Source organism: Mangrovibacterium sp. (assembly GCF_041596335.1).
Taxonomy (GTDB): Bacteria; Bacteroidota; Bacteroidia; order Bacteroidales; family Prolixibacteraceae; genus Mangrovibacterium.
Genome location: NZ_JBFHIT010000005.1, coordinates 52,632 through 77,260 on the forward strand (window position 1 = coordinate 52,632; position 24,629 = coordinate 77,260).

Annotated in this window: 14 protein-coding genes; all 14 read left to right on the forward strand. The window is 45.6% G+C overall.

The features are described from left to right. The first annotated feature begins 50 nt into the window (after positions 1-50). The 14 genes from ABZD21_RS03295 (at position 51) to ABZD21_RS03360 (ending at position 24,568) form a co-directional block, all read left to right on the forward strand. Entirely contained in the window at positions 51-182 is a 132-nt protein-coding gene (locus ABZD21_RS03295) for a hypothetical protein (protein ID WP_372772889.1), read from the forward strand. Between the two features lie 42 nt (positions 183-224). Continuing rightward, a complete protein-coding gene (locus tag ABZD21_RS03300) occupies positions 225-1,322 on the forward strand; it encodes a glycoside hydrolase family protein (protein WP_372772891.1) in 1,098 nt (365 codons plus the stop codon). 256 nt (positions 1,323-1,578) lie between these two features. Then, positions 1,579-2,535 (forward strand): family 43 glycosylhydrolase, encoded by a 957-nt coding sequence (locus ABZD21_RS03305; RefSeq protein ID WP_372772892.1) that lies wholly within the window; start codon positions 1,579-1,581, stop codon positions 2,533-2,535. 103 nt (positions 2,536-2,638) lie between these two features. Then, a complete protein-coding gene (locus ABZD21_RS03310; RefSeq protein WP_372772894.1) occupies positions 2,639-5,272 on the forward strand; it encodes a TIM-barrel domain-containing protein in 2,634 nt (877 codons plus the stop codon). A 75-nt stretch (positions 5,273-5,347) separates the two neighbouring features. Then, a complete protein-coding gene (locus ABZD21_RS03315; RefSeq protein WP_372772895.1) occupies positions 5,348-6,943 on the forward strand; it encodes a sialate O-acetylesterase in 1,596 nt (531 codons plus the stop codon). A gap of 28 nt (positions 6,944-6,971) precedes the next feature. Then, positions 6,972-8,963 carry a glycoside hydrolase family 97 N-terminal domain-containing protein gene (locus ABZD21_RS03320; protein WP_372772897.1) on the forward strand — a complete coding sequence of 664 codons (1,992 nt, stop codon included), beginning with the start codon at positions 6,972-6,974 and terminating at the stop codon, positions 8,961-8,963. A 7-nt stretch (positions 8,964-8,970) separates the two neighbouring features. Continuing rightward, a complete protein-coding gene (locus ABZD21_RS03325; protein ID WP_372772898.1) occupies positions 8,971-10,371 on the forward strand; it encodes a hypothetical protein in 1,401 nt (466 codons plus the stop codon). A 6-nt stretch (positions 10,372-10,377) separates the two neighbouring features. After that, on the forward strand, positions 10,378-13,356 hold the full coding sequence (locus tag ABZD21_RS03330) for a DNRLRE domain-containing protein (RefSeq protein ID WP_372772900.1): 2,979 nt from the start codon (positions 10,378-10,380) through the stop codon (positions 13,354-13,356). Between the two features lie 296 nt (positions 13,357-13,652). Then, positions 13,653-14,612, forward strand: coding sequence for an alpha/beta hydrolase fold domain-containing protein (locus ABZD21_RS03335; RefSeq protein ID WP_372772902.1), 960 nt, complete (start codon positions 13,653-13,655; stop codon positions 14,610-14,612). Positions 14,613-14,816: 204 nt separating this feature from the next. Beyond that, positions 14,817-16,064, forward strand: coding sequence for a putative glycoside hydrolase (locus ABZD21_RS03340; RefSeq protein ID WP_372772904.1), 1,248 nt, complete (start codon positions 14,817-14,819; stop codon positions 16,062-16,064). 58 nt (positions 16,065-16,122) lie between these two features. Beyond that, positions 16,123-17,763, forward strand: a complete 1,641-nt coding sequence (locus ABZD21_RS03345; RefSeq protein WP_372772905.1) for a family 43 glycosylhydrolase — start codon at positions 16,123-16,125, stop codon at positions 17,761-17,763. Between the two features lie 45 nt (positions 17,764-17,808). Then, positions 17,809-20,235 (forward strand): glycoside hydrolase N-terminal domain-containing protein, encoded by a 2,427-nt coding sequence (locus ABZD21_RS03350; protein WP_372772907.1) that lies wholly within the window; start codon positions 17,809-17,811, stop codon positions 20,233-20,235. Between the two features lie 36 nt (positions 20,236-20,271). Then, on the forward strand, positions 20,272-21,795 hold the full coding sequence (locus ABZD21_RS03355; RefSeq protein ID WP_372772908.1) for a sulfatase-like hydrolase/transferase: 1,524 nt from the start codon (positions 20,272-20,274) through the stop codon (positions 21,793-21,795). Between the two features lie 34 nt (positions 21,796-21,829). After that, a complete protein-coding gene (locus ABZD21_RS03360; RefSeq protein ID WP_372772909.1) occupies positions 21,830-24,568 on the forward strand; it encodes a six-hairpin glycosidase in 2,739 nt (912 codons plus the stop codon). Positions 24,569-24,629 lie beyond the last annotated feature (61 nt).

Sequence of the window (24,629 nt, forward strand, 5' to 3'; positions counted from 1 at the left end):
GGTTTGCATGTCCTGAAGAAATTAATTCGTCAAGAACAATTACAGTCGGAATGGAGTGGAAAGAGGGAGAATTCGTGCAACTAAAACTTGTTGCTTTAAATAGCCAAAAAGTGAAAATCAGGTATCGGAATAACGTATTGGAATTGGATTTAGTTGGCGGCAACGTGTTGTGCGTGATGTAATTATAGTGTAAATCGCAGATGAAGAGTTAAATTGAAAAAAATATGAAATTAGTAATCAGCATTCTTTTTGTCGTTCTCGCATTATCCGTAAGTGCTCAAAATGAAATATACAGCCGGCTGGGTGAAGCTCCCATCGGTGGCGGACTCGAAATGGACGACTACTGGGTTTGGGGCAGCTCGGTTGTTAAGGGCGACGACGGTAACTATCATATGTTTGCCTCTCGCTGGCCAAAGTACCTGCCTTTTCATCCGGGCTGGATGATTGCTTCCGAAATCGTTCACGCGGTTTCCGATACTCCCGAAGGCCCGTACAAATTTAAGGACGTAGCGTTGGGTGCCCGTGGTGCTCAGTTTTGGGACGGACGTTCGTGCCACAACCCGAAAATTGTAAAGTATAACGATGAATACATTCTGTACTACATGGGTTCTACTCACCCGTTTGAGGACATTACCAAAGATAATGTCGGTGAATTGACTTTATCCAGCAAATGGTGCATTGCCGGTCGTTGGAGCAAACGGGTTGGTATTGCGACTTCAAAAAGTCCCGATGGCCCATGGAAAAGGCTAGATGCACCGATTCTGGATGTGAAGCCGAACAGCTTTTATAGTTTTCTCACGTCCAATCCATCACCTTTAATAAAGGAAGATGGCTCGGTGGTGCTCTTGTTCAAAGGCCGCAGTTATCGCGATGACGGGATCAAACAAACCGACCAGTTTATTGGTGTGGCAACTGCGCCGTCGTACGTTGGACCTTACACGGTCATGGGCGATGAGCCGCTGTTTTCTGCAGCTAAGTTTGGCGAGGTGGAAGACCCGCATTTGTGGAGCGATGATAATGGTTATCACATGATTGCTAAGGACATGACCGGGAAGATAAACGGAAGCCATCACGGTGGGGTATTGGCGCACTCGAACGATGGCATTCACTGGGAACTGGACAAAAATCCGCTGGCCTATACCCGCAACGTAAAATGGGACAACGGACAAACCATCAAACAGGGTCAACTGGAACGACCTTTTGTATTGATCGAAAACGGGAAACCTACGCATATTTTCTTCGCTACAATGGATGGTCCGGGAGGATTTGGTAATGGAACAAAAACCTGGAATATGGTAATAAAACTGACTGAAATGGAGTGATATGGATGGCTAAGTCCGAATGTTTTCCGCATTCAAGAGTGAGTTTGAAAAATAGTTCATGTTTAAAACAGACACAAACGCAATGGTATTGGCCATTTTTTCGGGACTGATTATTTGCGATTATTAAACGTGCCATAAAAAAGCCCGACGATCCTGACGGGAACTTTTTCAAACAACAGATTGAGGGAATTAAGCCAAGTTCTGAAGTCGCTTTTTGTGGATTTGAATGAATGATGTTAAACGAAAAATGATGAAAATGATAAGAATTACTGGTCGACTAACCTTGTTATTGGTCTTATTTTCAGTGCTGGAATTGAATGCTCAGGATAACCCGATTCTGAAGAAAGGTGAACCCGGCTTTTTGTATGTGGCCGACCCGGCGGCAGAGGTGTACAACGGAAAAGTGTATGTGTACTGCTCGCACGATCAGGATACCGCTCTTAACTATAGCCCTATGCAGGACTATGTAGTGCTTGAATCGTCAGATTTGAAAACCTGGACGAATCATGGAGTTGTATTGAAGCCCCGCGAATATTCATGGGCGCACGGACAAATGAATGCGCCGGATGTAGCTTACAAAGATGGCTGGTACTACTTTTATTTTCCCTTCGACAAAACTCATATTGGTGTAGCGAAAAGCCGAAATCCGGAGGGACCATGGGAGGAAGCGGTGACCGATAAAATCACGACTATTTTCGACCCGACTGTATTTATCGACGACGATGGGCAGGCATACATTTACGGAAACGACACCAAGTTTGATATTGGCGACAAAGGCCGCCATGTGATGGGGGCGAAATTGAAGGATAACATGATTGAACTGGATGGCCCCTGGCTTCGGTTGAGCGAGGAAGAAGTCGCCGAAGCGGTGCATTGCTTCAAACGCGATGGCAAATACTATTTCATGGGCCGAAAGGGTTGGCGTACCGGTTACTGGATGGCCGACTCGCCGCTACCTGCCGAAAAATATGCCGAGTTTAAAGGCTACATCACCAAAGAACAAAAAGACGCGCCTGCACACATGTCGGCCATTGAGTTTAACAAGCAGTGGTACTTTTTCTACCAGCGTGGCGATGTGAACGATGGAACATTTCACCGTCGTTCGTCCTGTTTCGAAAAAATGGAATTTAATGACGATGGCACGATCAAGCCAATTGAATATACACTAGGTGAAGGAGTTGTGGTGAATAAGCCGGTAACACCTATCAAATGAGCGCCTGGATAATTAAACCGGCGTTCGAACATGGAATGTGTTGCAGCCAGTGAACTGATCAATTAATGAAAAATAAAGTAGAATGAACAAACCTATATCAACAATGAAATTAAGAAAATCGTTACTGGGGCTACTGGGGCTGGTGTTTATGCTGGGCGCCTGCCAATCGAAGTTTACGTACCAGGTTGAAAAAACAGCGCATGGCGTCAACATTCAACTGGATAGTGTGGTGGTGAATATCGAAATCATCGATGAATCCATTATCCACGTTCAGAAACATTTAGTGGGGACAGAGCCCCGTGAACTGCCGGACTATGTTACTGTTTTGGAGCCGCAGGAAGTAGCCTGGGAGATTGAAGAGAGCACTGACCAGTTAATCATCAGCACTGCTATGGTTCATGTTTTGGTTAAAAGCGACGGTGCAATCGCATATGAAGATGCAAACGGAAAGCATCTGCTGGCCGAAACCAAAGAGCAAAGCTATATTAAGTCGGAACTCGTTGATGAAAATATTATTTCGCAAGCCTTTGTGGCGGGCGATGAGGCTTTGTATGGTTTGGGGCAGTTTCAAAGTGGTATTATGAACTGGAAAAATGTGCCGATCCGCCTTCAGCAATACAATCAGGAAATTGCTATTCCGTTTTTGGTGTCGACCAACGGTTATGGAATATACTGGCACAACTACAGCCTCACGGATATTAACAAGGCGCAATACGAGATTGAGTTTGAGCAGACTGTTGCCGTTGATACCAAGAAGAACGAAAATCATGTTCCGGTTGCCGGCGAAAAAGAAAACGTAGCAGCCTACGCTTCAAAAGAGGCGATGGAGAAAAACCTTCGCGAAACAACCTTCACTCCGGAAAAAACAGGCGAGTACGCGTTTATGGCACTCAGCGACACTAATGGCCGTATGCGGGGTGAAATCATCGTGTCGATCGACGGCGATGAAATCATCAATTACTCAACCATCTGGATGCCCCGACGCTATTCGGGTAAAAAACATCTGGAAGCCGGAAAAGCTTACAAAGTGGTATTTCAGAATACCGGTGCTAAAATTCCCGGAAGGTTGTTTTACAACGAACCGGATTTCAATAAAACGGTTTTCAGCAGTAAAAAAGGAAATTCGGTGGACTATTATTTCGTGCAGGGGGGGAATCCAGCAGAGGTTGTAGCAAACTATCAAAACCTCACTGGAAAAGCGCCCATGTTCCCAAAAAGCGCCTATGGCTTTTGGCAATGTCGCGAGCGTTACCACAACCAGGATGAATTGTTGGAGAACGCGCGCGAAATGAGAAAACGCGAAATTCCGTTCGACAATATTGTGCAGGATTGGTTTTACTGGCCCGAAGGAACCAAGGGGCCGGAGTGGGACCGCGCGAAATATCCGAACGCGAAAGCCATGGCTGATGAGTTGAAAGAGCTCAACCTGAAATTGATGGTGTCGGTTTGGCCCGAAGTGAAAAACGAAGCTTTGGAGCAGCAGTATGGTCTTCGAAAAATTGAAAGCAGCAACTATATCGATATTTACGATCCCGAAATCAGAGCGAGTTTTTACCGCATGTTGAGCGATTCGATGTTCCAATTGGGAGTCGCCTCCATTTGGCTCGATGGAACAGAGCCGGAAGGGGTCAACAACACAAAAGTAACCACCGCGGTAGGGCCTTATGAGGAGGTGCAACTCCCATATTCACTGGAAGTAACAAGAGCTGTTTACGAGGGACGAAGAGCCGAATTTCCGAATGAGCGCGTATTTAACCTGACACGTTCGGCCTATGCCGGACAGCAACGCTACGGAGCTACTTCGTGGTCGGGCGATGTGGAGGCTTCCTGGGAGCAATTTTCGGAGCAAATTGCTGCAGGTCTGAATTTTACAATGGCCGGAGTTCCTTACTGGACGCACGATATTGGCGGTTTCTTCCGCGATTCTAAATCAATAAATCCGCAGTTCGACAGCCAGTACACCAACCCCGAATTTATTGAACTGCTTACACGCTGGTTTCAGTTTGGTACGTTCAGCCCCATTTTCCGTATTCACGGCTATGTGTCCGAAACCGAAATCTGGCGCTACGGTCAGGAGTTCGAAGATATGGCGCGCAAATTCATCGACCTGCGTTACCAGCTAATGCCATACATTTACTCCGAAGCCTGGAAAGTAACCAACGACAGCCACTTGTTGATGAGCCCGCTGGCCTACTATTTTCCTAACGACAAAAATACCTGGGCGATCAAAGACCAGCTTTTCTTTGGCGAGTCGATGATGGTGGCTTTTGTGACTGAGTACCAGCAACGCAACAAAGAGGTTTATCTTCCCGAGGGTGACTGGTTCAATTTCTGGACGAATGAAAAAGTGTCGGGAAATAAAAAAACGACCGTAGAGGCATCGTTCGATAGCACGCCAATTTTTGTGAAAGCAGGGGCAATCATTCCGATGGGGCCTAAGGTTCAGTACGCCACGCAAACAACCGACGAGCCAGTTCATATTAAAATATATCCGGGAAAAGATGCCCAATACACTCTCTACCTCGACGATAACGAAACGTACGATTACGAAAACGGAGAGTATTCCGAAATCGTTTTCAGTTATGTTGAAGCTGCCAACGAACTGAGATTGAGTGTGGGTGAAGGAAGTTTTGTCGATTTCGGCAGTACACCAATGAATTTTATTATCGAAAAAATAGGCACAGACAAGCAAGAGCCGGTAACGTTTAACGGAACTGAGCTGACTGTGAAGCTGTAACGAGTCATTCACCGGCTTCGTGATCCGAAGAGCTCGAGGCCGGTGAATATTTCATAACCAAACATCAAACCAACTATGAACTTCAAATCTTTTCTATCGCTTGTAACTCTTCTTTTGCCTCTGTTTGCGCAATCGATTGTTCGTCCCAATGCCTTGTTTTCTGATGGTATGGTAGTGCAGCGAAATAGCACAATTCCGGTGTGGGGATGGGCTGATCCCGATGAAAAAATTACGATCGAAACCAGCTGGGGTGAGAAAGCCGAAACCGTTGCTCTGGCCGACAGCAGCTGGCGTGTGAGCCTGAAAACACCCGACGCCGGGGGGCCTTTCCAAATCACTATTGCCGGCGAAAACCGGTTGGTAATCAACGATGTGTTGTCCGGCGAAGTGTGGCTGTGTACCGGTCAATCGAACATGGATTTTGCCATGGAAAAGTTTTTAGGTGATGCCCGCGAAGAGAAATATCAGCCACTGGTTGAATATTTTCGCAACGAGGTGGCTACCGCCAACGATCCCTGGTTACGTCATATCGAAGTTCCCCAAACGACTTCGGTTTACGGCCAAAAGAAAAATTTTGAAGGCAATTGGGTTAGTGCAACCCCCGCGGATATCGGTAAAATTACGGCTACCGGTTATTTCTTTGCCAAAGAGCTTCGTGAAAAGTTGAATGTTCCGGTTGCCCTGGTTGAATGCTCGTGGGGCGGAACCCGAATTCAACCCTGGCTTTCGGAAAAGGTCTATCAAACAGATGAGGGCTTGAAGGAATATTTCGAACACAGCCGGTACGAGATCGCAGAGCAAGTTGCTACGATGGGCGATCCGGAAAGCTATGTGGATACTTCGTTCCAACGACGGTTTGACAAATGGAAGGAAAGCGGACAAAACACAAGCCGCCCGTATCCGATTGAGCATCCTCTTAAAAACAAGCAGATTCCGGCCACCCTGCACAATGCCATGATTTCGGCTATTGTTCCTTACGCCATCAAAGGGGTGCTGTGGTATCAGGGCGAGAGCAATTCTCATTTCCTCGAGAATGAATACGAAAAATACTTCAAACTATTAATAACCAGTTGGCGCGAAGAGTGGGGGCTGGGCGATATCCCATTCTACTGGACTCAATTGGCCGGATATGAGGTTCCCGATGAGCGATCGGATTTGGGCTGGGCCATGGTGAACGACTACCTGCGCCGGGGCTTGGACCTGCCAAACACAGGCATGGCCGTTTTGCACGACATTGGCGAAGCAAAAGATGTGCATCCGCACAACAAAATGGATGCCGGCAAGCGGCTGTCGCTTTGGGCACTGAAAGACTGCTACGGGTTCGACATTCCCGTTGTCAGCGGGCCGCTTTATAAATCATCCAGCGTGGCTGGCAACAAAATGGTCATCGAATTTTTAGAGGTTGGTTCTGGTTTGATGGTGGGTAAAAAGGAACTGATGGCCGACGCCCTGCTTGTGGACGAACCCTTGAAGTGGTTTCAGATATGTGGCCCGGACGGAATCTGGAAAAATGCTGAAGCTAAAATTATTGGCACCAATCAAGTTGAAGTCTTTCATCCGGAGGTGGAACACCCTCAGGCCGTTCGCTATGCCTGGTCATCAAACCCCGAAGGGGCAAACCTTTACAACCAAAGTGGATTGCCTGCAGCCGTTTTTACAACCCAAGAATAATATTAAATCAGCTTAATCAATCAGTGCGATGTTTAAAAGAAAATTAGTCTACCTACTGGCAATTACGATCTTGTTTTTTGCCTGCTCCAAGCAAAACGAAATAGTGGTCCAATCGCCCGACGGACAAAATACACTGTCCGTCTTTCCAACATCTGAACTTACAGAAAATGGGCAAATCACATTCACTGTAAAATACAAACACAGCGAAATTATTCTGCCTTCCGTTCTCGAAATCAGATCGAAGGACATTGATTTTAGCCAAGCGTTTGCCGTAAAAAATGTGGAAGAGAAATTGGTTCAAAATGAATGGACAACAAATTTTGGCGAACGAAGCACAATCCCCGACAACTACAATCAGGTGAAAATCTACCTGGAAAGTTCAAGCGCGAAGCTTAATCTTATTTGCCGTGCCTACAACGAAGGGGTCGCTTTTGCCTACGAAATTCCGGCTCAAAACGAGCTCGCCGAGATTAAAGTTGACGATGAACGGATTAGCTATCAGTTTGCCAGTGACCACATGGTGTGGTCGACCCCGGAACGTAAACCAAGAAGGCTAACTGCCCAAGGCGAAATCAATAAAATCCCGTTGTCGGAATTGAAGGAAGGCTGTGAACGCCCTTTGTTGGTTGAAGTTGCCAACGATATAAAAATTGCTTTGGCCGAAGCTCGGTTGGTTGATTATGCCCGCTTAAGCTTCAACGCAAACAAGGAGGTAGAAAATAGTATTGTCTCAACTCTCGACGGAAAAATTGAAGATACCAAACAAGACCTGGTAAGCGGCGCGGTTGAAAACATACGCAGCGAGGAGGCTAAGGTAGAAATGAAGTTACCTTTTCAATCGCCATGGCGTGTTGTAATGATGGCTGACAGCTACGGCGAATTACTGGAAAACAACTACCTCATTCAAAACCTGAACGACCCGAGTGCCATAGAAGATGATTCGTGGATAACGCCGGGAAAGGTTTTGCGCGAGGGAACACTAACAACCCAGGGTGGTTTGGCTGCTATCGACTTTGTGGCGAGTCATAACATGCAATACGTGCATTTCGATGCCGGCTGGTATGGCAACGAAATGGACAACGCTTCGGATGCAACTACCGTTACCCTGGACCCAAAACGCTCGAAAGGTCCTTTCGATATCGAAGCAGTTTCAGCTTACGCTAAGGAAAAAGGGGTAAAAGTAATGTTGTATGTCAATCGTCGCGCTCTCGAAAAACAGTTAGATGATATTTTGCCATTGTTTCAGGAATGGGGCATTGCCGGTATAAAATATGGTTTTGTGCGTGTGGGCGACCAACACGCCACTGCCTGGATGCACGAGGCCATAAAAAAAACTGCTGAACACAAAATGGTGGTCGATGTGCATGATGAATACCGGCCCACCGGTTTTTCCAGGACCTATCCAAACCTGCTTACTCAGGAAGGAATACGTGGCGATGAAGAAACCGTTCCGAACAGCCATACGCTAATTACCATGTTTACCCGTTCGTTGGCAGGCGCAGCCGACAATACGGTTTGTTACTACAACAAGCGGGTCGAAACAATGGGTTCACACGCATCGCAGTTGGCCAAAACGGTTTGCATTTTTAGCCCGCTTCAGTTTTTGTACTGGTACGATAAAGCACCGGCAGCTCCGGTTAAGGACGATGCGCTTTGGGGCAATACAAACACCATTGGCAACGAACCGGAGTTGGAATTCTTCAATAACGTACCTACCGTTTGGGACGAAACAAAAGTGCTGACTGCCGAAATTGGTGAGATTGGCGTAATTGCCCGCCGCAAAGGCAACGATTGGTGGATTGGCGGCATAAATGGGAAAACTGCCCGGCAGGTTGACCTTGATTTTTCATTCCTGACCGAAGGCGCAAGCTATTCAGCCAAAATTTATACCGACGATGAATCGGTTAACACACGAACACACGTCCGGATAGAGGAAACGGAGTTAACAGCTGGCTCTTCAATAACCTTTGATTTGAAAGCCAACAATGGTTTTACCATGCACATTCAAAAGCTAAACTAATTGTCTGATGAAATCTAAACTAACTTATCATCTAATTATTTGGAGCGCGGTTATCTTTTTGGCCGTTTGCTCTTCCTGCGAAACGAAAGCTCAGCCCGACTCAACGGCTGAGAGTAGCGTAATTGAAATAGAAACTCTGGATGATTTCAAAAACTACATCGGCCGGGACAATGTAACGGTCAAACTAAAGCCGGGCAACTATCAAATTGACCAGGCGGAAAACATCCGCTTTGTGCAGATCACCGGCAATAATTCTTATTTCGATTTAACAGGCTGCCGGTTCATGGTGGACACCAAGCTATTCGGCCGCACCGACCTGCAAGCTGCCGGGGACGGAAATTCGATGTACTGCGTCATCGAAATTTCGGGTAGCAATGTTACCCTCGAAGGTTTATACATTGAAACCTATGGCGACCAGGCCGGACGTCAGAGCAAAAACAAAATCTTCAATATTGCCGGAACCGATATTACCTTGAAAAACGTTGAACTCCGAACTGCAGGCTCAAGCCCTTGGGGATATGGTTATTTGTATGGATTGGGTGGCGGCGATGTGCGCAAAATGAACGGAATTCGGGTCGGATATCCGGCAAAGAATACCAAGCTTATTGGCTGCAAAGTGCATATGCGTGCTATGGGACATGCCATCTTCTTGCAGGGAGCCGAAAATACGCTCATTGATGACTGCCATGTGGATGGCTTGCTTCGCACAACGGAGGCTATTTTGGCAGAAACTTCGGGCTATGGTTTCGATCGGGATTTTTTCGCCGGAAAGGGCGGCTATATTGAAGGAACAACGGTTGCTGATGATGGAAAAATCCTTCCCGGAGAAATTATTTCGTTGAGCGAAGACGGTATTCGAATCTATCCCGAGTACAAAGGACATTCAACACAGAATACGACAGTGAAAAACTGTACCGTATTTCAGATGCGTCGGGGCATTTGTACTGGACTTGGCTCCTCCGCGGATAAAGTAATGAACTGCCGGGCAACTAGTTGTGTAGCCGCCGGTTTTAATGTAGGAAACAACGATACGATAATTAATTGCAGTGCCGATGCCAAATATGCCGAAGCTTTTTGTGTAACGAACCGAAATACTAAAAATGCCTACATCGAAATGGACATCCTGGATAGCCGAAATGGAATGGCAAACAATCTGTTGGCAGCGATAAACGGCACAGGACATCATGTGGTGATAAAAACGTCTAATCCATCTTTTATACCGGAATCATTTGTAATAGAACTGTCAACCAGAAATGGCTATGCGTACTATCAACGTTCGGGTGTGGCTGCTGCAAATATTAAGCTGGATAACCAAACAAATACCAACGTGTTGCTTTTTCCCGGAACGACAAATCCTATGGTCGAGAGCAACGGTGAAGTGATAAACCAACAACTTCAATCTAATTAATTTAAAATGAAACGGATTACCTATCAACGGTCAAAACTGGTTGGCCAACAGTTGAAATCAGTTCAACACAATTTGTTACTCGTGACGCGCCTATTCTGTTCCGTGTCGCTTATTCTATTGGTCCTTTTGGGCGGTTTTTCATCGGCAAATGCTCAGTTTGTGCACCCGGGAATCACCCACAAAAAATCCGACCTCGACCGGATGAAATACATGGTAGAAGCTCAAATTGATCCTTGGTATTCGTCCTACCAGACGATGGTTGCCGATTCAAAATCAAGTTATGATTACGTGGTGCAGGGAGATGTTTCATTTACCGAGCTAGGGCGTGATGACGGCACGAATTACAGTGCATGGAACAGCGATATACGTGCTGCCTACTACAATGCTATTTGTTGGTATGTGACCGGCGATACCCGTCATGCCGACAAAGCCGTCGAGATTTTCAATGCCTGGAAAAATTTAACCAATGTAACCAGTGGAGGTACTTATGCATTAAGTGGTGGTATCGGCTATATTATGATTGAAGCCGCAGAAATCATTAAAAGCACCTATAGTGGCTGGGCCACTGCCGATATTGATGCTTTTAAAGCCATGCTGGTTTATCCGGGCTATTCGACTACAACAATACCTACGGGGACCAAAACATTCTATTGGAATTCGTACAAGGGAGATGCTGCACGCCATGGTAATCAGGGACTTTCGGCCTGGAGAACGGTGATGGCGATGGGCATTTTTCTCGACAATGAAATCATGTATGAACGTGCGTTGAGGTACATTAAAGGATTGCCGCACCGCTCGGATGATTTGCCTTATCCTTCCGGGCCAAACACAAGTGTTGCATTGCTTTCATCTACTGAGTATGCTGATACTTACAGCTTTACTGCAGGAACTTCAATTGAAGATTATGGATTCGATGAAGTGATGACCAATTACATCTGGGAAAATGGTCAATGTCAGGAGAGTTCGCGCGACCAGCAGCACACCGCCTTTGGGATCGGCCTGCTGACCTCAATGGCCGAAATGGCCTGGAATCAGGGCGAGGATCTTTACGCGCACTCAGATGACCGGCTATTGTTGGGATTGGAATATAACATGCGCTATAATGTATCGGCTATTCAAAGCTACGATGATCAACCTTCAGCCTGGGAGCCAACCGTTGCTTCGGGCGAGTTTATCCAACGTTTCGACCGCACAGGCCGTTGGTTTTCCAAAGCAATTAGCCCGGATGGAAGGGGCGATTTTAGCAGCACTCGTCCTGTCTTCGAAATGCCGGTTGCTCACTTCTACGGGCGTGGTTTAAAAACTGCCGAAGAGGTAAAGTGGATTACCCGGGCGCGTGATAAAGCAATCGAACTTAGCGGATACGAACTAGCCGGATGGTCGAACGATGCCATTGGCTGGGGTGGACTTACCGCAAGACGCCCTGATTATTGTTATGGCGATCCGATTAGCGGGTTCGACTCAAATGGCTTGCCCATGTACGCGATGAATTTGTTGCCAACCATTGAGGCTGAAAATTTCGACTATGCTGAACTGAGCAGAGAGGGGCGTGTGTATCACGATGTAAACGCCGTGAATACCGGCGGAGCATACCGTACAGCTGAGGATGTTGATATTGAAACCTGCACCGAAGGGGGGTATAACCTGACGGACATCGAGAGTGGTGAATGGGTGACTTATACGCTCTATGTTCCGGAGACTGCGGAGTATGCCATATCCATGCGTTATGCGGCTTCTCAGGCCGGAGGAACTGTAAAGCTGAGTTTTGCCGGCGAAGAAACAACAAGTGAGGTGGCAGTTCCATTTGGTTCGCCCAATTCAACCGGCGAATCGGATTGGCAAACTGCGACCATCACAAGCAATGCCGTGCTTTATAAAGGGGTTCAGAGTTTGAAAGTTTCTTTTGGCGGTGTTTCCAACGCGTTTAAAGTCAATAATTTTAGTCTGGTGAAGTCGGGCATCGCGAAACAAGAGCAAACAATCAATTTTTTCACAATTCCTTATAAAGTGGTAGGTAGCGACGACTTTGATCCGGCAGCGACTGCAAGTTCCGGTTTGGCGGTGAGTTATGCCAGTTCAAACACTTCTGTTGCCACCATTGTGGACGGAAAAGTGCATGTGGTAGGAGTCGGCACGACAACGATTACCGCGTCGCAGGCTGGAAACGAATCCTATTTTGCTGCTCCGAACGCTACACGAGTTTTAACTGTTGTGGCCAACAATACGGCTTCTGTTTCCCTGCCAACCGTTGCCGATACTTATGTGAATGGCGGTTCTACTTCAACCAACTACGGAGCTGCTACCTCGCTGGTGACGAAAGGTGGCGCTACCGGACGATATGCCTACTTTAAGTTCGACCTAAGTTCCTTAACCGGGCCGGTGGTGTCGGCAAAACTTAGGCTGTACCAGCGAACTTCTTATATTGAAGAACGCAGTGTGTACGATGTTGCTGACGACAGTTGGACAGAAACTGAAATTATCTGGAACAACAAACCTGCCTATGAAAATGAGCGTGCCACAATTTCGACCAGCAAAGCAACCTGGAACGAGTGGGATGTTTCATCTTACGTGGCGCAGGAGTACAATAACGACAAAGTGATAACAATGGTGGTGATAAACCCTAGCGCTTCCAGTACGGCTGGTATCGATTTTTACTCCAAAGAGTTTGGTAGCAATGCTCCGGAGTTAGTGGTGACTTGTTACAACGGAAGCCCCACCGCTGTCGAAACGGTTCAAAATTCGTCAAGTAGTGTTTATCCAAATCCGGCTAGCGGAATCGTGTATGTTTCCCTTTCCGATTACGATTCATCTGCCGATGGATTTACCGCGAGCTTGTTTAATTCGCTTGGTGTTAAAATAGATGAAATCGATTCAATCCATTCGAATACTGTTCCATTCGACCTGTCTTCTCTCGAAAACGGAATGTATTTTATTCAGATCCGGCAGGGCGACAAGCAGTTTTCACATAAAGTGTTAAAGAGGTAGTTTCCGGTTTCAGAGAATAAACCAGTTAAAAATAATCGAACAATTCGCATCAAACTGATGGAAAAGAAAACGCTGTCACTCATTTTTCTTGTTTTTCAGGCGTTCGGAAACGGGGCAGTCATTGAAATTGTCATGATGGGAAATTCACTGGTTAAAAAACGGACTATTGACGATACCGGCACATTCAGGCCTTGAAGAACAACATTGGGTGTTTGTTGGGATGACACCGGAAATACGAAGGAAGATTTCCTCCTGACTGGCGGGCTTCTGGAAATTAAAAAACAAATTATAAATACATGAAATCAATTATCGTATTCAAAAGCTATCGGCTTTGGACATTCTCCTTTGTCTTTTTCCTTTCCAGTCTAACTTTGCTCTATGGTCAAACCGCCGCTGAAAATGGATTTGTAGATGGAGTCAACTACAAAAAAAATGTGGTTTATAAAACGATAGATGGAAAGCGGTTGGTGATGGATATTTTCTATCCAAAGCCCGAAAGTCGGTCAGGAAAAGCACCTTGGATGGTATTTGTGCATGGTGGTGGATGGGCCGGTGGCAATAAAGAGAATATATTTAAAAAGGCGCATCTAGGTACTCTTCAAAAACTTATAGATAAGGGGGTTGTGTGTGTTACAATCGATTATCGTCTGGCGAGATCACCTGTGACCACTTACGAATCGGTGGTCGACTGTAAAGACGCCGCCAGGTTTCTCTTGAAAAATGCGGAACAGTTTAAATTAGATGAGAATAAGTATGGTATTTGGGGCGGCTCGGCGGGAGGACATCTTAGTTTAGTGACCGCCTTAGTCCCAGATTCATATTTCCCCGGTGATGAACAATTGTCGGATATTCACCCGGAATTTAAATGTATCGCTTCTTTTTTTCCGTTTACCTCCTGTTTAAATCCGGAGTTAAGGCCTGGGTCGATCTTTGAAAATGGGACTCTTTTTACACGGCTTTTGGGTGGAACTTTAGAAGAAAAACCGGAATTGGCGCGTTTGCTAAGCCCAACCGAATTTTTAGAAGCCAATAGCCCTTCTATTTTATTATTACACGGCGATAAAGATTTAACGCTTCCTATAATCAACTCTCATTACATGTTGAAGGTGGCGAAGGAAAAAAATGCGGATGTAGAATTATTGGTTGTCAAAAACGGAGGTCACAGTTTTTCCGGAGGTAACATCTCTCCATCGTTTGAGGAGATCGCTGATTCTTGCTCCAATTTTATTCTTTCCCATTTAGGAAAAGACAAATGATGTGGCCGTCTGGAATAAGAAAATACAAGGATTGGATTCAATGAAGCAAGTCGATCGTTAACAAGCGTCTGATAATGCAAAAAATGACAATTTACGTTCTGAATTAACGATCGAATGCAGACCTGATATCAGGAGTGCTTTCAACCCCGATTTAGTATGAGATTCTTTATTCGTTCAATGAGAAATAAAATAAACACCAATCGTATGAAATTGATCAAAATTGGAAGAAGATCCGAAAGGGTCAATTTGAAAATGACTTTTAGCAGAATCTTTAAAACACTAAGCGTAGTAGGCTTTATGTTTGTGCTGTATTCCTGCGGAACCGAAAAATCATCGTTGTTGATTAGCGACGGAACTGTTTTTGAACCGAAGCCAAGTTTCCCAAGATTCAGTTGGGAAACCACCCCCATGTACTATCATTTCGGAGATATCGATCGGGTGCTGGAACCCGAAGAAGTGAAGTTTATCGCTGAACGAACCGATTTCATTTGCATTGAAAAATCACATGCCTTCAACCAGCTTGGTGACCAGGTGTTGGGCACAAAGCACGAAGTGGAAGCGTTTCATAAAATTAAGCCAGAGTCTAAAGTCCTGTTCTATTATAATTCGTATTTGGCATGGCCATTTCCTCGGTTTAATAAAGATTTTACACCAGAGGGCATCGCTAAAAACCCCGAATTAGCCAAATTTCTATTTGTCAATCCAAAGACAGGAGAATTAAGGGAAAAAACCAAGCCGGCATTTTCGTATTATTTTGATGCCTTAAATCCTGACTTCCGCAAATGGTGGGTCGAGTCGGCTGCTGAAGGTGTTAAAATATCGGGTGCTGATGGAATTTTTATTGACCGCATGAATGTGGGGCTAAATATGGATTATCCGAATGATAAGATCGCTGAAATAGCAAAGGCCAAAGGCGAAATGATGGCTGGATTAAAGGAGAAAATGGGGACTGATAAACTATTGATTGGAAACAACGCTGCCGACACCAAAGAGGTTTTTCCGCATTGCGATGGATTCTTTTTCGAGCATTATAATAATACCGTTACCAGTAAAGAACACCTTCTTAAAGAATGGGGCGATATGGAACGAATTGCTAAGGCGGGAAAATTTTCGATTTATCGTTTTGGAGCAAAAGGTAAAGGTAGAACAGACATAACCATTGGGGAAACAAATACCAACGGAATGGTTGAACGGTCAAAGGAACAATTGGAATATTACCATGCCTGTTTTCTTATTGGTGCACAACCGTTTTCTTATTTTCAATGGAACTGGGGATGGAATTTAAGCGATGGAAACCTGGTCGATTATCCGGCACTACAAAAACCTCTTGGCGCGCCAAAAGCAGCCTTCAAGCGTGTAAGCCCCGATGGTTGGGAATTTACCCGCGAATTTGAACATGCAAGTGTTTGGGTGAACACGGAGACAAAAAAGGCAAAGATTACCTGGAAATAAACGTAGCGACTTTGAGGCGTTTTCTCTCAATAAGTTGTGACGTGTAAATTGAATTATGATGAAGTTGAAAATACAGACAACATTCCTTATCTCATTGATGCTTCTGGCATCAGTAACAATGGTCGATGCTCAGAAACGTCGTTCAAACCCAATTGTTAGCCACATGTTTACTGCCGATGCAACGGCACGCGTATGGGCCGATGGACGCTTGTATGTTTATCCATCAACCGATGTGGCTCCTTCAAAAGGGTATGCGACCATGGATGGCTACCATGTATTTTCGACCGATGACATGATTACCTTTAAGGATCATGGCGAAATTCTTCATTCGAGGGATGTTCCCTGGGGATGTGAACAAGGAGGGTATATGTGGGCTCCTGATTGTGTTTACAAAGATGGAACCTATTACTTCTATTTTCCACATAAGAATAAAGAGATGGTTTGGGAGTTGGGCGTTGCAACCAGTAAAAATCCGGCCTCAGGTTTTAAGTTGAAGGGCTATGTGAAAGGTGGTGAGACATTCTGCGATCCATGTGTTTTTATCGACGATGACGGGCAGGCCTATCTTTATGCCGTTGTTAAGGCGAAGTGCTATACGGCTAAGCTTGAGGATAATATGATGGAGATTGAAGGGGAAATGGTTCAGCAGGTCGGTATCGACGAACACCGCGAAGGACCGTTTGTATTCAAGCGAAACGGAAAATACTACATGATCTATCCTGATCACCATCGGCCCTATAACGAAATGCAGTATTCCGTGAGCGATAGCCCATTAGGGCCATGGGAGCCCAAAGGGGTGTTTGTTGAACACACCGGAATAATTACCATGCACGGTTCTGTTGTTGAGTATAAAGGTCAGTGGTATTTGTTTTATCACAATGGGAGCCTGTCAGGAGGCGTAGCAACCAATCGTTCCGTTTGCTTCGATCCGGTTTATTTCAACGAAGATGGTTCGATACAAATGGTAAAGCAAACGCTTGGGGTTGATTTACCAACATTTCATAACGAAATTAACTTCAATAAAATGTTCAGCAGCTTGCCGCCTGGCAACTATAAACAGGCTGACCTGAAAAAGCAGGGTGTCGAAGCTGACGCAATATCTTCGATTCAAATTCCTGAAGGGTTTGTGGTTGAATGTTTTGAAGACGATGATTTTAAGGGGAAATCCTGGACGTTTAAGGAAGATCGGATTGACCTGGAAGCCATTGGCTGCGACAATGTAATTTCTTCACTAAAGATTTCTAAATCGGAATCGGGAAACCTGGCAAAGAATGCGTCGTTTGAGCTTGCAACACAATCGCTGGTTAAATATTGGTACAATCGTAGCCCCAAGCCTTTTGCCCGAGTTTTGGATCATACAAACCTGGGGTACTATTCTCTTCAATACAAAGGGCAAGCAAATGGAAAGCCAAGTGATTTAAGTCAGAATGTAGCGATAAAACCAAATGCAGATTACGAACTGAGCATTCAGTTAAAAGTTGAGGCAGGCACGAAGGGAACGGTCATTTTTGATACCAAGGGAGCTTTTGACGGAAGCTGTAAATTTGAGTTGGATGCTGATGCCAAGGCTGGTGAGTGGCTCGTGTTTAAAGGAATATTTAACAGTGGCGAGTCGGCTGAAGTGACCTTGCGCTGCACGATTTCTCCCGATTTCGATGGCGTCTGCTATTGGGACGATGTGGTGCTAAAAGAGAAATAAAAGTGCAGCAGTAGCAACTTTAAAATACCAAACAAATCGAATACTATGAATTTTTCCAATGTGTTTATAACAGCTTGCTTATTAATTTGTCTGGTAATTAATTCGGTACAATCGGGTTATGCGCAGGGAACTTTTTCCAGGCTTAAGTCCGAACGAATTTATACCGTGTGGGACGATGAGCCTGCGCCCAACAGAGGCGGCGATTTCAATATCACAAAAGCACGCGGATATCCGTACGACGAAGATTGGGAGCTGCGTTCGTATCCGATTGGCAACGGCTACATGGGAGCCAATTTATTTGGAAGAACCGATACGGAACGTATACAGCTTACCGAAAAAACATTGGCCAACGAGGGCCTTTATGGGATTGGCGGATTGACAAGTTTCGCTGAACTTAATTTTGAATTCAATCACACTAATCCAACAAATTACAGCCGATCAATTAACATCAATGAGGCCATTTCGTATGTGAATTATGTTTCTGATGGCGTAGAATATACCAGAGAGCATTTTATTAGTTATCCCGATAATGTGTTGGTTATAAGGTTGACTTCCAGTAGGGATGGAGGCGTTTCCTTCACGCTGAAACCGGAAATTCCGTATCTCCGGGATTCGACTCAAAAAAATACACGAACCGGAAAAATGGAAGTTCATGAAGACTTGATTACCATGTCGGGTTTTATCGAACACTTCAGCGTAAACTACAAAGGGCAGATAAAAGTAATTCCGGATGGCGGAAAGCTATCGTCGGCTCAAAATGGCGATAAAGCAGAAATAACCGTTTCAAAAGCCAACAGTGTCGTTCTGGTAATTGCAGCCGGAACGAACTACAAATTGAGTAACGAGCTCTTTCTGGAAGATGTCCACAGCAAGAAACTCGACCCGGAGAGCTTGCCTCACGAAAAAGTAAGCAGCTTGATTAATGCGGCAGTAGCGAAAGGATATGAGAACCTGAAAAAAACGCATCTTCAGGATTACCAAAATCTGTTTTCAAGAGTTCGGCTAACATTAACCAGCGAAATTCCGAAAGTGTCAACCAAAGAGTTGTTGGAGAATTACAAAGCGGACACCACCAACCATTTCCTGGAAGAATTAATGTTCCATTACGGACGATATTTGTTGATCTCAACTTCCCGAAAAGGTACGCTTCCGTGTGGGTTGCAAGGCGTGTGGAGCCAATATGAGGTCACTCCTTTTACGGGTGGTTTTTGGCACAATATCAATGTTCAGATGAACTATTGGGGAGCTTTCAACACCAATTTAGCCGAAACGTTTACGCCTTATGTGGAGTTTTTCGATGCTTATCTTCCGAAGGCTAAAAGTTTGGCCACTGAATACTTGAAGAAACATAATCCACAAGCGTTGGCTACCGATAGCCTCGATAACGGCTGGACGATAGGAACAGGAACAACACCTCATAAAATAGTTGGTCCCGGTGGCCATTCCGGCCCCGGAACTGGTGCTCTTACTACCAAGATGTTTTGGGATTACTACGAATTTACAATGGATACCAGCTTTCTTCGCGAAAAGGCCTATCCGGCGATTCTGGGAATGAGCAAATTTCTGTCGAAGACTCTTGTTCCTGCCGGTGACAGTCTTTTGCTTGTTAATCCATCAGCATCGCCAGAGCAAAAGCACAATGGTGAAAACTACATCACCGCCGGGACGACCTTCGATCAGGAGCTGGTTTGGGAAAACCACAACGACCTGCTAAAAGCGTCGAAAATTCTGGATTTAACGAATGACTTTATTGAAATGGTTCAAACGGAGATTACCAGACTGGATCCAATTCTGGTTGGAAAATCGGGTCAGATAAAAGAATTTAGAGAAGAAGAACACTATGGTGAAATTGGCGAAAAACAGCATCGGCACATCTCACACCTTTGTGCGCTTTACCCCGGAACACTCATCAATTCGTCAACACAAGATTGGATGGATGCATCGATCGTAACCCTCAATTTAAGAGGAAATAATACAACCGGCTGGGCTATGGCGCACCGAATGAACGCACGGGCCCGGACTAAAGACGGCGAAAAAGCACACGAGGTATATTCTAAATTTATAAAAGAACGGACTTTACCGAACCTTTGGACTACCCATCCGCCATTTCAGATTGATGGTAATTTTGGATGTATGGCAGGCGTAGCCGAAATGCTGCTTCAGAGCCACGAAGGGTACATAGAGCCGCTTGCAGCCCTGCCGAAAGCCTGGAGTACTGGTGAGTACAGTGGTTTAGTGGCCAGAGGTAATTTTGAGCTATCGGTTGTGTGGAAAGATGGCCAAGCATCTTCTATCGAAGTTCTGTCGCGCAGTGGTGGCGAGTGCAGGTTGAAATACCCGGGAATTGAAAATGCTGCGCTATACGGCCGGAACGGAGAGAGTACGAATTTTAGACGTGTGGATGCTGAATCGATATTGTTTGGAACTGAAAAAGGGAAGAGTTATGTCCTGATTTTTCCCGAAAACAAATAAGCGAATTATAGAATAGATAAACCTAAAAACTAAAAGATGAATCGAATTCAAACGATACTTACCTTGTTGTTAGTTGCATTTTCACACAACCTTATTGCCGATTCCAAAGGCAAGCCAAACATCATCTTCCTGATGACCGACGATCAGCGTTGGGACAATATGGGCTGTTATGGCAAACCGGAATTCAATACCCCAAATATCGACCGCCTTTCAGAACAGGGCGTTACCTTTGATAAAGCTTACTATGCCGTCGCAATTTGTATGCCCAGTCGGGTAACCATGGTGACAGGCCGTTTCAATTCAAACCATCGGGTGGGATTTGTTGCCCCCGACAATTATACCTTATCGCAGGCCGATTTTGCTAAAGGCTACCCTGCCATACTTAAAAATGCAGGCTATCGCACCGGATTTATTGGCAAGGTTGGATACACGGTTAGCGAAAAAGCGACACAGCCGAGTACACCCGGCGAGCATTTCTACAAAGAAAACATGGGCGGAGTTTTCGATTTCTTCGCCGGCAGCGAAACGCACGACCGAAATGGCGTGATAACCTGGCCGGAAGACGATCCGGGCTTAAAGGAAATTTATAAAGAAGGGCGACAAAACTCGGGTAGAACCCTGAGGACGGGAGAAGCGATGTTGCGGTTTATTGAAACCCAGCCCGATGACCAACCATTTTGCTTGTCAGTTAGCTTTTATGCGGTGAAACACGATAGCAACAGCGATATTTATTGGCCTCATTACGAGCAATATGAAAATTACTCCATGTCGGTGCCCGAAAACTGGGTGGTGGAAAATGAAAAGCTGCCTGCTGTGGTGAAAGAAAATGCGCGTGGTGTGCGTCTTCATCGCGAGCGCTCATCAACACCCGAACAATACCAACGGCTGGTGCGACGCTTTGCAACCCAAGGCTACAGTGTCGATCAGCAAGTTGGTTTGCTGGTGGAAAAACTGAAGGAGAAAGGAATGCTGGAAAATACCATCATCATTTACACCAGCGACAACGGCCGATTCCAGGGATCGCACGGCCTTTTCGACAAGTGCCTGCTCTACGAAGAATCGATTAAAGCGCCATTGATTGTTTATGACGGAAGGGTGCCCGAATCCGAACGTGGATTTCGGACCGATGCGCTTATTTCTTCGGTTGATATAGCGCCAACCATTCTTTCACTTGCAGGTTTCGAACTGCCCGAAAGTATGCAGGGCAGCGATTTTAGCGGGATATTGAATAGGACACAGGACATGTCGAAATGGCGGGATGCTGTTTTCATGGAAGACCTTTTCATTGTCGAAATGTTCAATGCGAAAAATAAAGAGAACGCGGATGAGATCAATGCGGACATGGTTAAAGCAAACCGATCTTATCGCAGTCATGGTGTCGCTACCAATCGTTACAAGTATTTCGTGTACTACGAACACAGTCCTAAAATTGAAGAGCTTTACGATCTGGAAAACGATCCGCTGGAGCAGAACAATTTGGCGAGTGATCCGGAACACGCTGAAATTCTGATGAATTTACGGATGCGGACTGAAGAGTTGTATCGGCTGGCGAAGAAGTAAACTGGAGTAATCAATCTAATAAAACATAAAAGTCATGATCAAAAAACTAGCGGTTGTCATTATTCTATTCACCCTGGGGGGATGGGTGAAAGCTCAGGAATCCAAGCCGATTCCACTGCCGGAGAATCTGGAGCAGGGGTATCCCCGTATTTACATTACTCAAGCAGAGAAAGCTGATTTGGAAAAAACCATTCAAAATGAAGAGTGGGCACAGGAGGTGCTGGCAGGCATTCACAAACGCATCGACAGCTATGTGGAGCAGCACGTTGATTCGCCCGAGTGGATGCCATCGCGGCTGCAAATGTATTGGAAAACAAAGGCTACCAATGTGTATATCAATGGTATTAATTACTCGCATGCCGATGGCGAAGCGCCTGTCGCCACCGTTCGTTTTGCCGGCTCGCGCGATGGAACCACGCCTTACGGACGGCCAAAACTGAACGACATTCTACCCTATATGGACGACCCTCGCGGCCTTTATCTTCCAAATAAAACCAAAGACGGACAATTTGAATGGGCCGAACAATCGAAGGTTGGAACGATCATCGAAAACATTAACCGCGAAATTATAGGTCTGGCCCGCGATGCTGCCTTTGTTTATTGGCTCGAGGGCGATGAGCGCTTCGCGAAATTTGCTCACGATGTTTTCAATACCTACATGGCTGGAATGTACTACCGCAGCGAGCCTATCGACCTGTTGCACGGACACATTCAAACCTTGGTTGGGCTTACCTGTTTTCAGGTGATTCATGAAAGTACTTTGAAGGACATTGCCGAGCTTTACGATTTCTTGCATGCTTACCTCGAAGAAAACCACGCTGCAAATATTGCAGACTACGACACAACCATTAAAAAATGGACCGACTTGGTGATTAAAAACGGGGTGCCTCAAAACAACTGGAACCTGCATCAGGCCAACATTATCCTGAAAGCGGCTATGGTACTGAAAGATAATGTTGATTACGAGGATGGGAAAGGCCGCGAATACTACATCAACCATATTCTGAATGTTACAACGCCGCGCCAATGGTCGCTAACAAAACTTATTGATTACGGCTACGACGAAAACAATGGTGTATGGGCCGAGTGTCCGGGGTATTCCATGAGCGTTACAAAGGAATTGATGAGCTTTATCTACGATTTCGACAATACCTTCGATCATAACATTTTACCCTACACGCCGGTGATGAACGAGGCGGTGAAAATGTTGCCCCAGTATTTGTTCCCCAACGGGCAGATTGTCGCTTTTGGCGATTCCTACTACGATGGGGTTTCAACCGAACCCATGGGCGATATGATTCGGATCGCTCAAAAATATGGCGAAAGTGAAATGGAAAAGGAATTCACGGCTTTGTACCGCTTGTTTGAGCCGGATGCTGATAAAAAGGAAGAACACCGAAAACCTCGGGCCGACATTTCATCGTTTTTCGCCAGCAAACCTCTGGTGTTAAACGCCGACTTTAATGCCGGACAGCTAAGCGATTACATCACCCAAACTTTTAACGCGCCAAATGTTAGCTGGCATGTACAGCGCATGGGGCAGGGCGCCAATGGGATGATGGTTTCACTCAATGCTTCGTTGGGAAATCACATGCATGCCAACGGAATTAACATGGAATTGTACGGAAAAGGTTTCGTACAGGGAGCCGACCCGGGGAAAGGCGCCAATTACCTTCAACCCATTTATCTGGAGTATTACTCGCAGTTTCCGGCACACAATACCGTCATGGTCGATGGTGTTTCGTCCTATACCGAAATGCTGAGCAACCATGCTTTCGATTTAATGGGCGAGTATCCAAAATCGGAGCAAAAACAAGGGTTTTACCCGAATGTTACCTACTCGGATGTTTACTTTCTTGAACCGGAAACTCAAGCCGATCAGAGCCGTTTGGTGAGCATTGTAAAAACAGGTGAAACAACAGGTTATTATGTGGATGTATTCCGCTCAAAAAAGCAACGGAAAGGCGACAAATTCCACGACTATTTCTACCACAACCTTGGCCAAAGCATGCAAGTAAGCGATACCGAAGGCAAGCCGCTGGATCTGAAGACAAGCGAAGAAATGGCCTTTGCCGGCGGACATCTTTATGCGCTGGATTATATGTGGGACAAGAAATCGATACGCACTTCTGCCGATTACCAGGCGGAATGGAAAATTGATATGCCCGAAGGTGAGCCGGATGTATTTATGAACCTCTGGATGAAAGGAACCGAAGGCCGGGAAGTGTTTAGCATTAAAGCGCCACCTTGTAAATCGTTCCACCACAAGGGTAAAATACCGTACGACCTCGACAACGAGCCTTACTTAACCTTGGCGGCCCGTCAGCATGGCGAAGCGTGGGAACATCCGTTTATCTCGGTGTATGAACCGTTTACTTCGGCTGAAGGGAAGAGCATTGCTTCCATTGCCGGTTTCGACGATGAAAAGGGGAATAAAGACTTTGCCGGTCTGCATATCACCCATAAATCCGGCCGCGAAGATTTTGTTTTCTCATCGGTTGATGGCAAAGCGGCAGGCTTTCAAAACATGTTGGCAGAAGCTGTTTACGCGTTGGTTGGAACGGAGACAAATGGCGATTTTGTCCTGTTTCTTGGAAACGGAACCCAGCTGAAGGCGAAAGGGATTACTATTTCTTCCACCAAAAAAGGAAATGTTGTACTGGAACGAAAACAGGACAATTATTTATTGCATAATGATGTTCCGGTGAGTATTTCGTTTGATAATAAAGAACTGAAATTTGAAGAAGGAGAGAGCCGAATAGTCAACTTATAATGAGAATCGATTGAATGTTTGCAATAGATACAAAATGAACAGTGCTGAACATTTTGTATCT

Coding starts and splice junctions, on each gene's coding strand:
- ABZD21_RS03295 (WP_372772889.1), top strand. CDS start 51: ATGGAGTGGAAAGAGGGAGAATTCGTGCAACTAAAACTTGTTGCTTTA.
- ABZD21_RS03300 (WP_372772891.1), top strand. CDS start 225: ATGAAATTAGTAATCAGCATTCTTTTTGTCGTTCTCGCATTATCCGTA.
- ABZD21_RS03305 (WP_372772892.1), top strand. CDS start 1,579: ATGATAAGAATTACTGGTCGACTAACCTTGTTATTGGTCTTATTTTCA.
- ABZD21_RS03310 (WP_372772894.1), top strand. CDS start 2,639: ATGAAATTAAGAAAATCGTTACTGGGGCTACTGGGGCTGGTGTTTATG.
- ABZD21_RS03315 (WP_372772895.1), top strand. CDS start 5,348: ATGAACTTCAAATCTTTTCTATCGCTTGTAACTCTTCTTTTGCCTCTG.
- ABZD21_RS03320 (WP_372772897.1), top strand. CDS start 6,972: ATGTTTAAAAGAAAATTAGTCTACCTACTGGCAATTACGATCTTGTTT.
- ABZD21_RS03325 (WP_372772898.1), top strand. CDS start 8,971: ATGAAATCTAAACTAACTTATCATCTAATTATTTGGAGCGCGGTTATC.
- ABZD21_RS03330 (WP_372772900.1), top strand. CDS start 10,378: ATGAAACGGATTACCTATCAACGGTCAAAACTGGTTGGCCAACAGTTG.
- ABZD21_RS03335 (WP_372772902.1), top strand. CDS start 13,653: ATGAAATCAATTATCGTATTCAAAAGCTATCGGCTTTGGACATTCTCC.
- ABZD21_RS03340 (WP_372772904.1), top strand. CDS start 14,817: ATGAAATTGATCAAAATTGGAAGAAGATCCGAAAGGGTCAATTTGAAA.
- ABZD21_RS03345 (WP_372772905.1), top strand. CDS start 16,123: ATGAAGTTGAAAATACAGACAACATTCCTTATCTCATTGATGCTTCTG.
- ABZD21_RS03350 (WP_372772907.1), top strand. CDS start 17,809: ATGAATTTTTCCAATGTGTTTATAACAGCTTGCTTATTAATTTGTCTG.
- ABZD21_RS03355 (WP_372772908.1), top strand. CDS start 20,272: ATGAATCGAATTCAAACGATACTTACCTTGTTGTTAGTTGCATTTTCA.
- ABZD21_RS03360 (WP_372772909.1), top strand. CDS start 21,830: ATGATCAAAAAACTAGCGGTTGTCATTATTCTATTCACCCTGGGGGGA.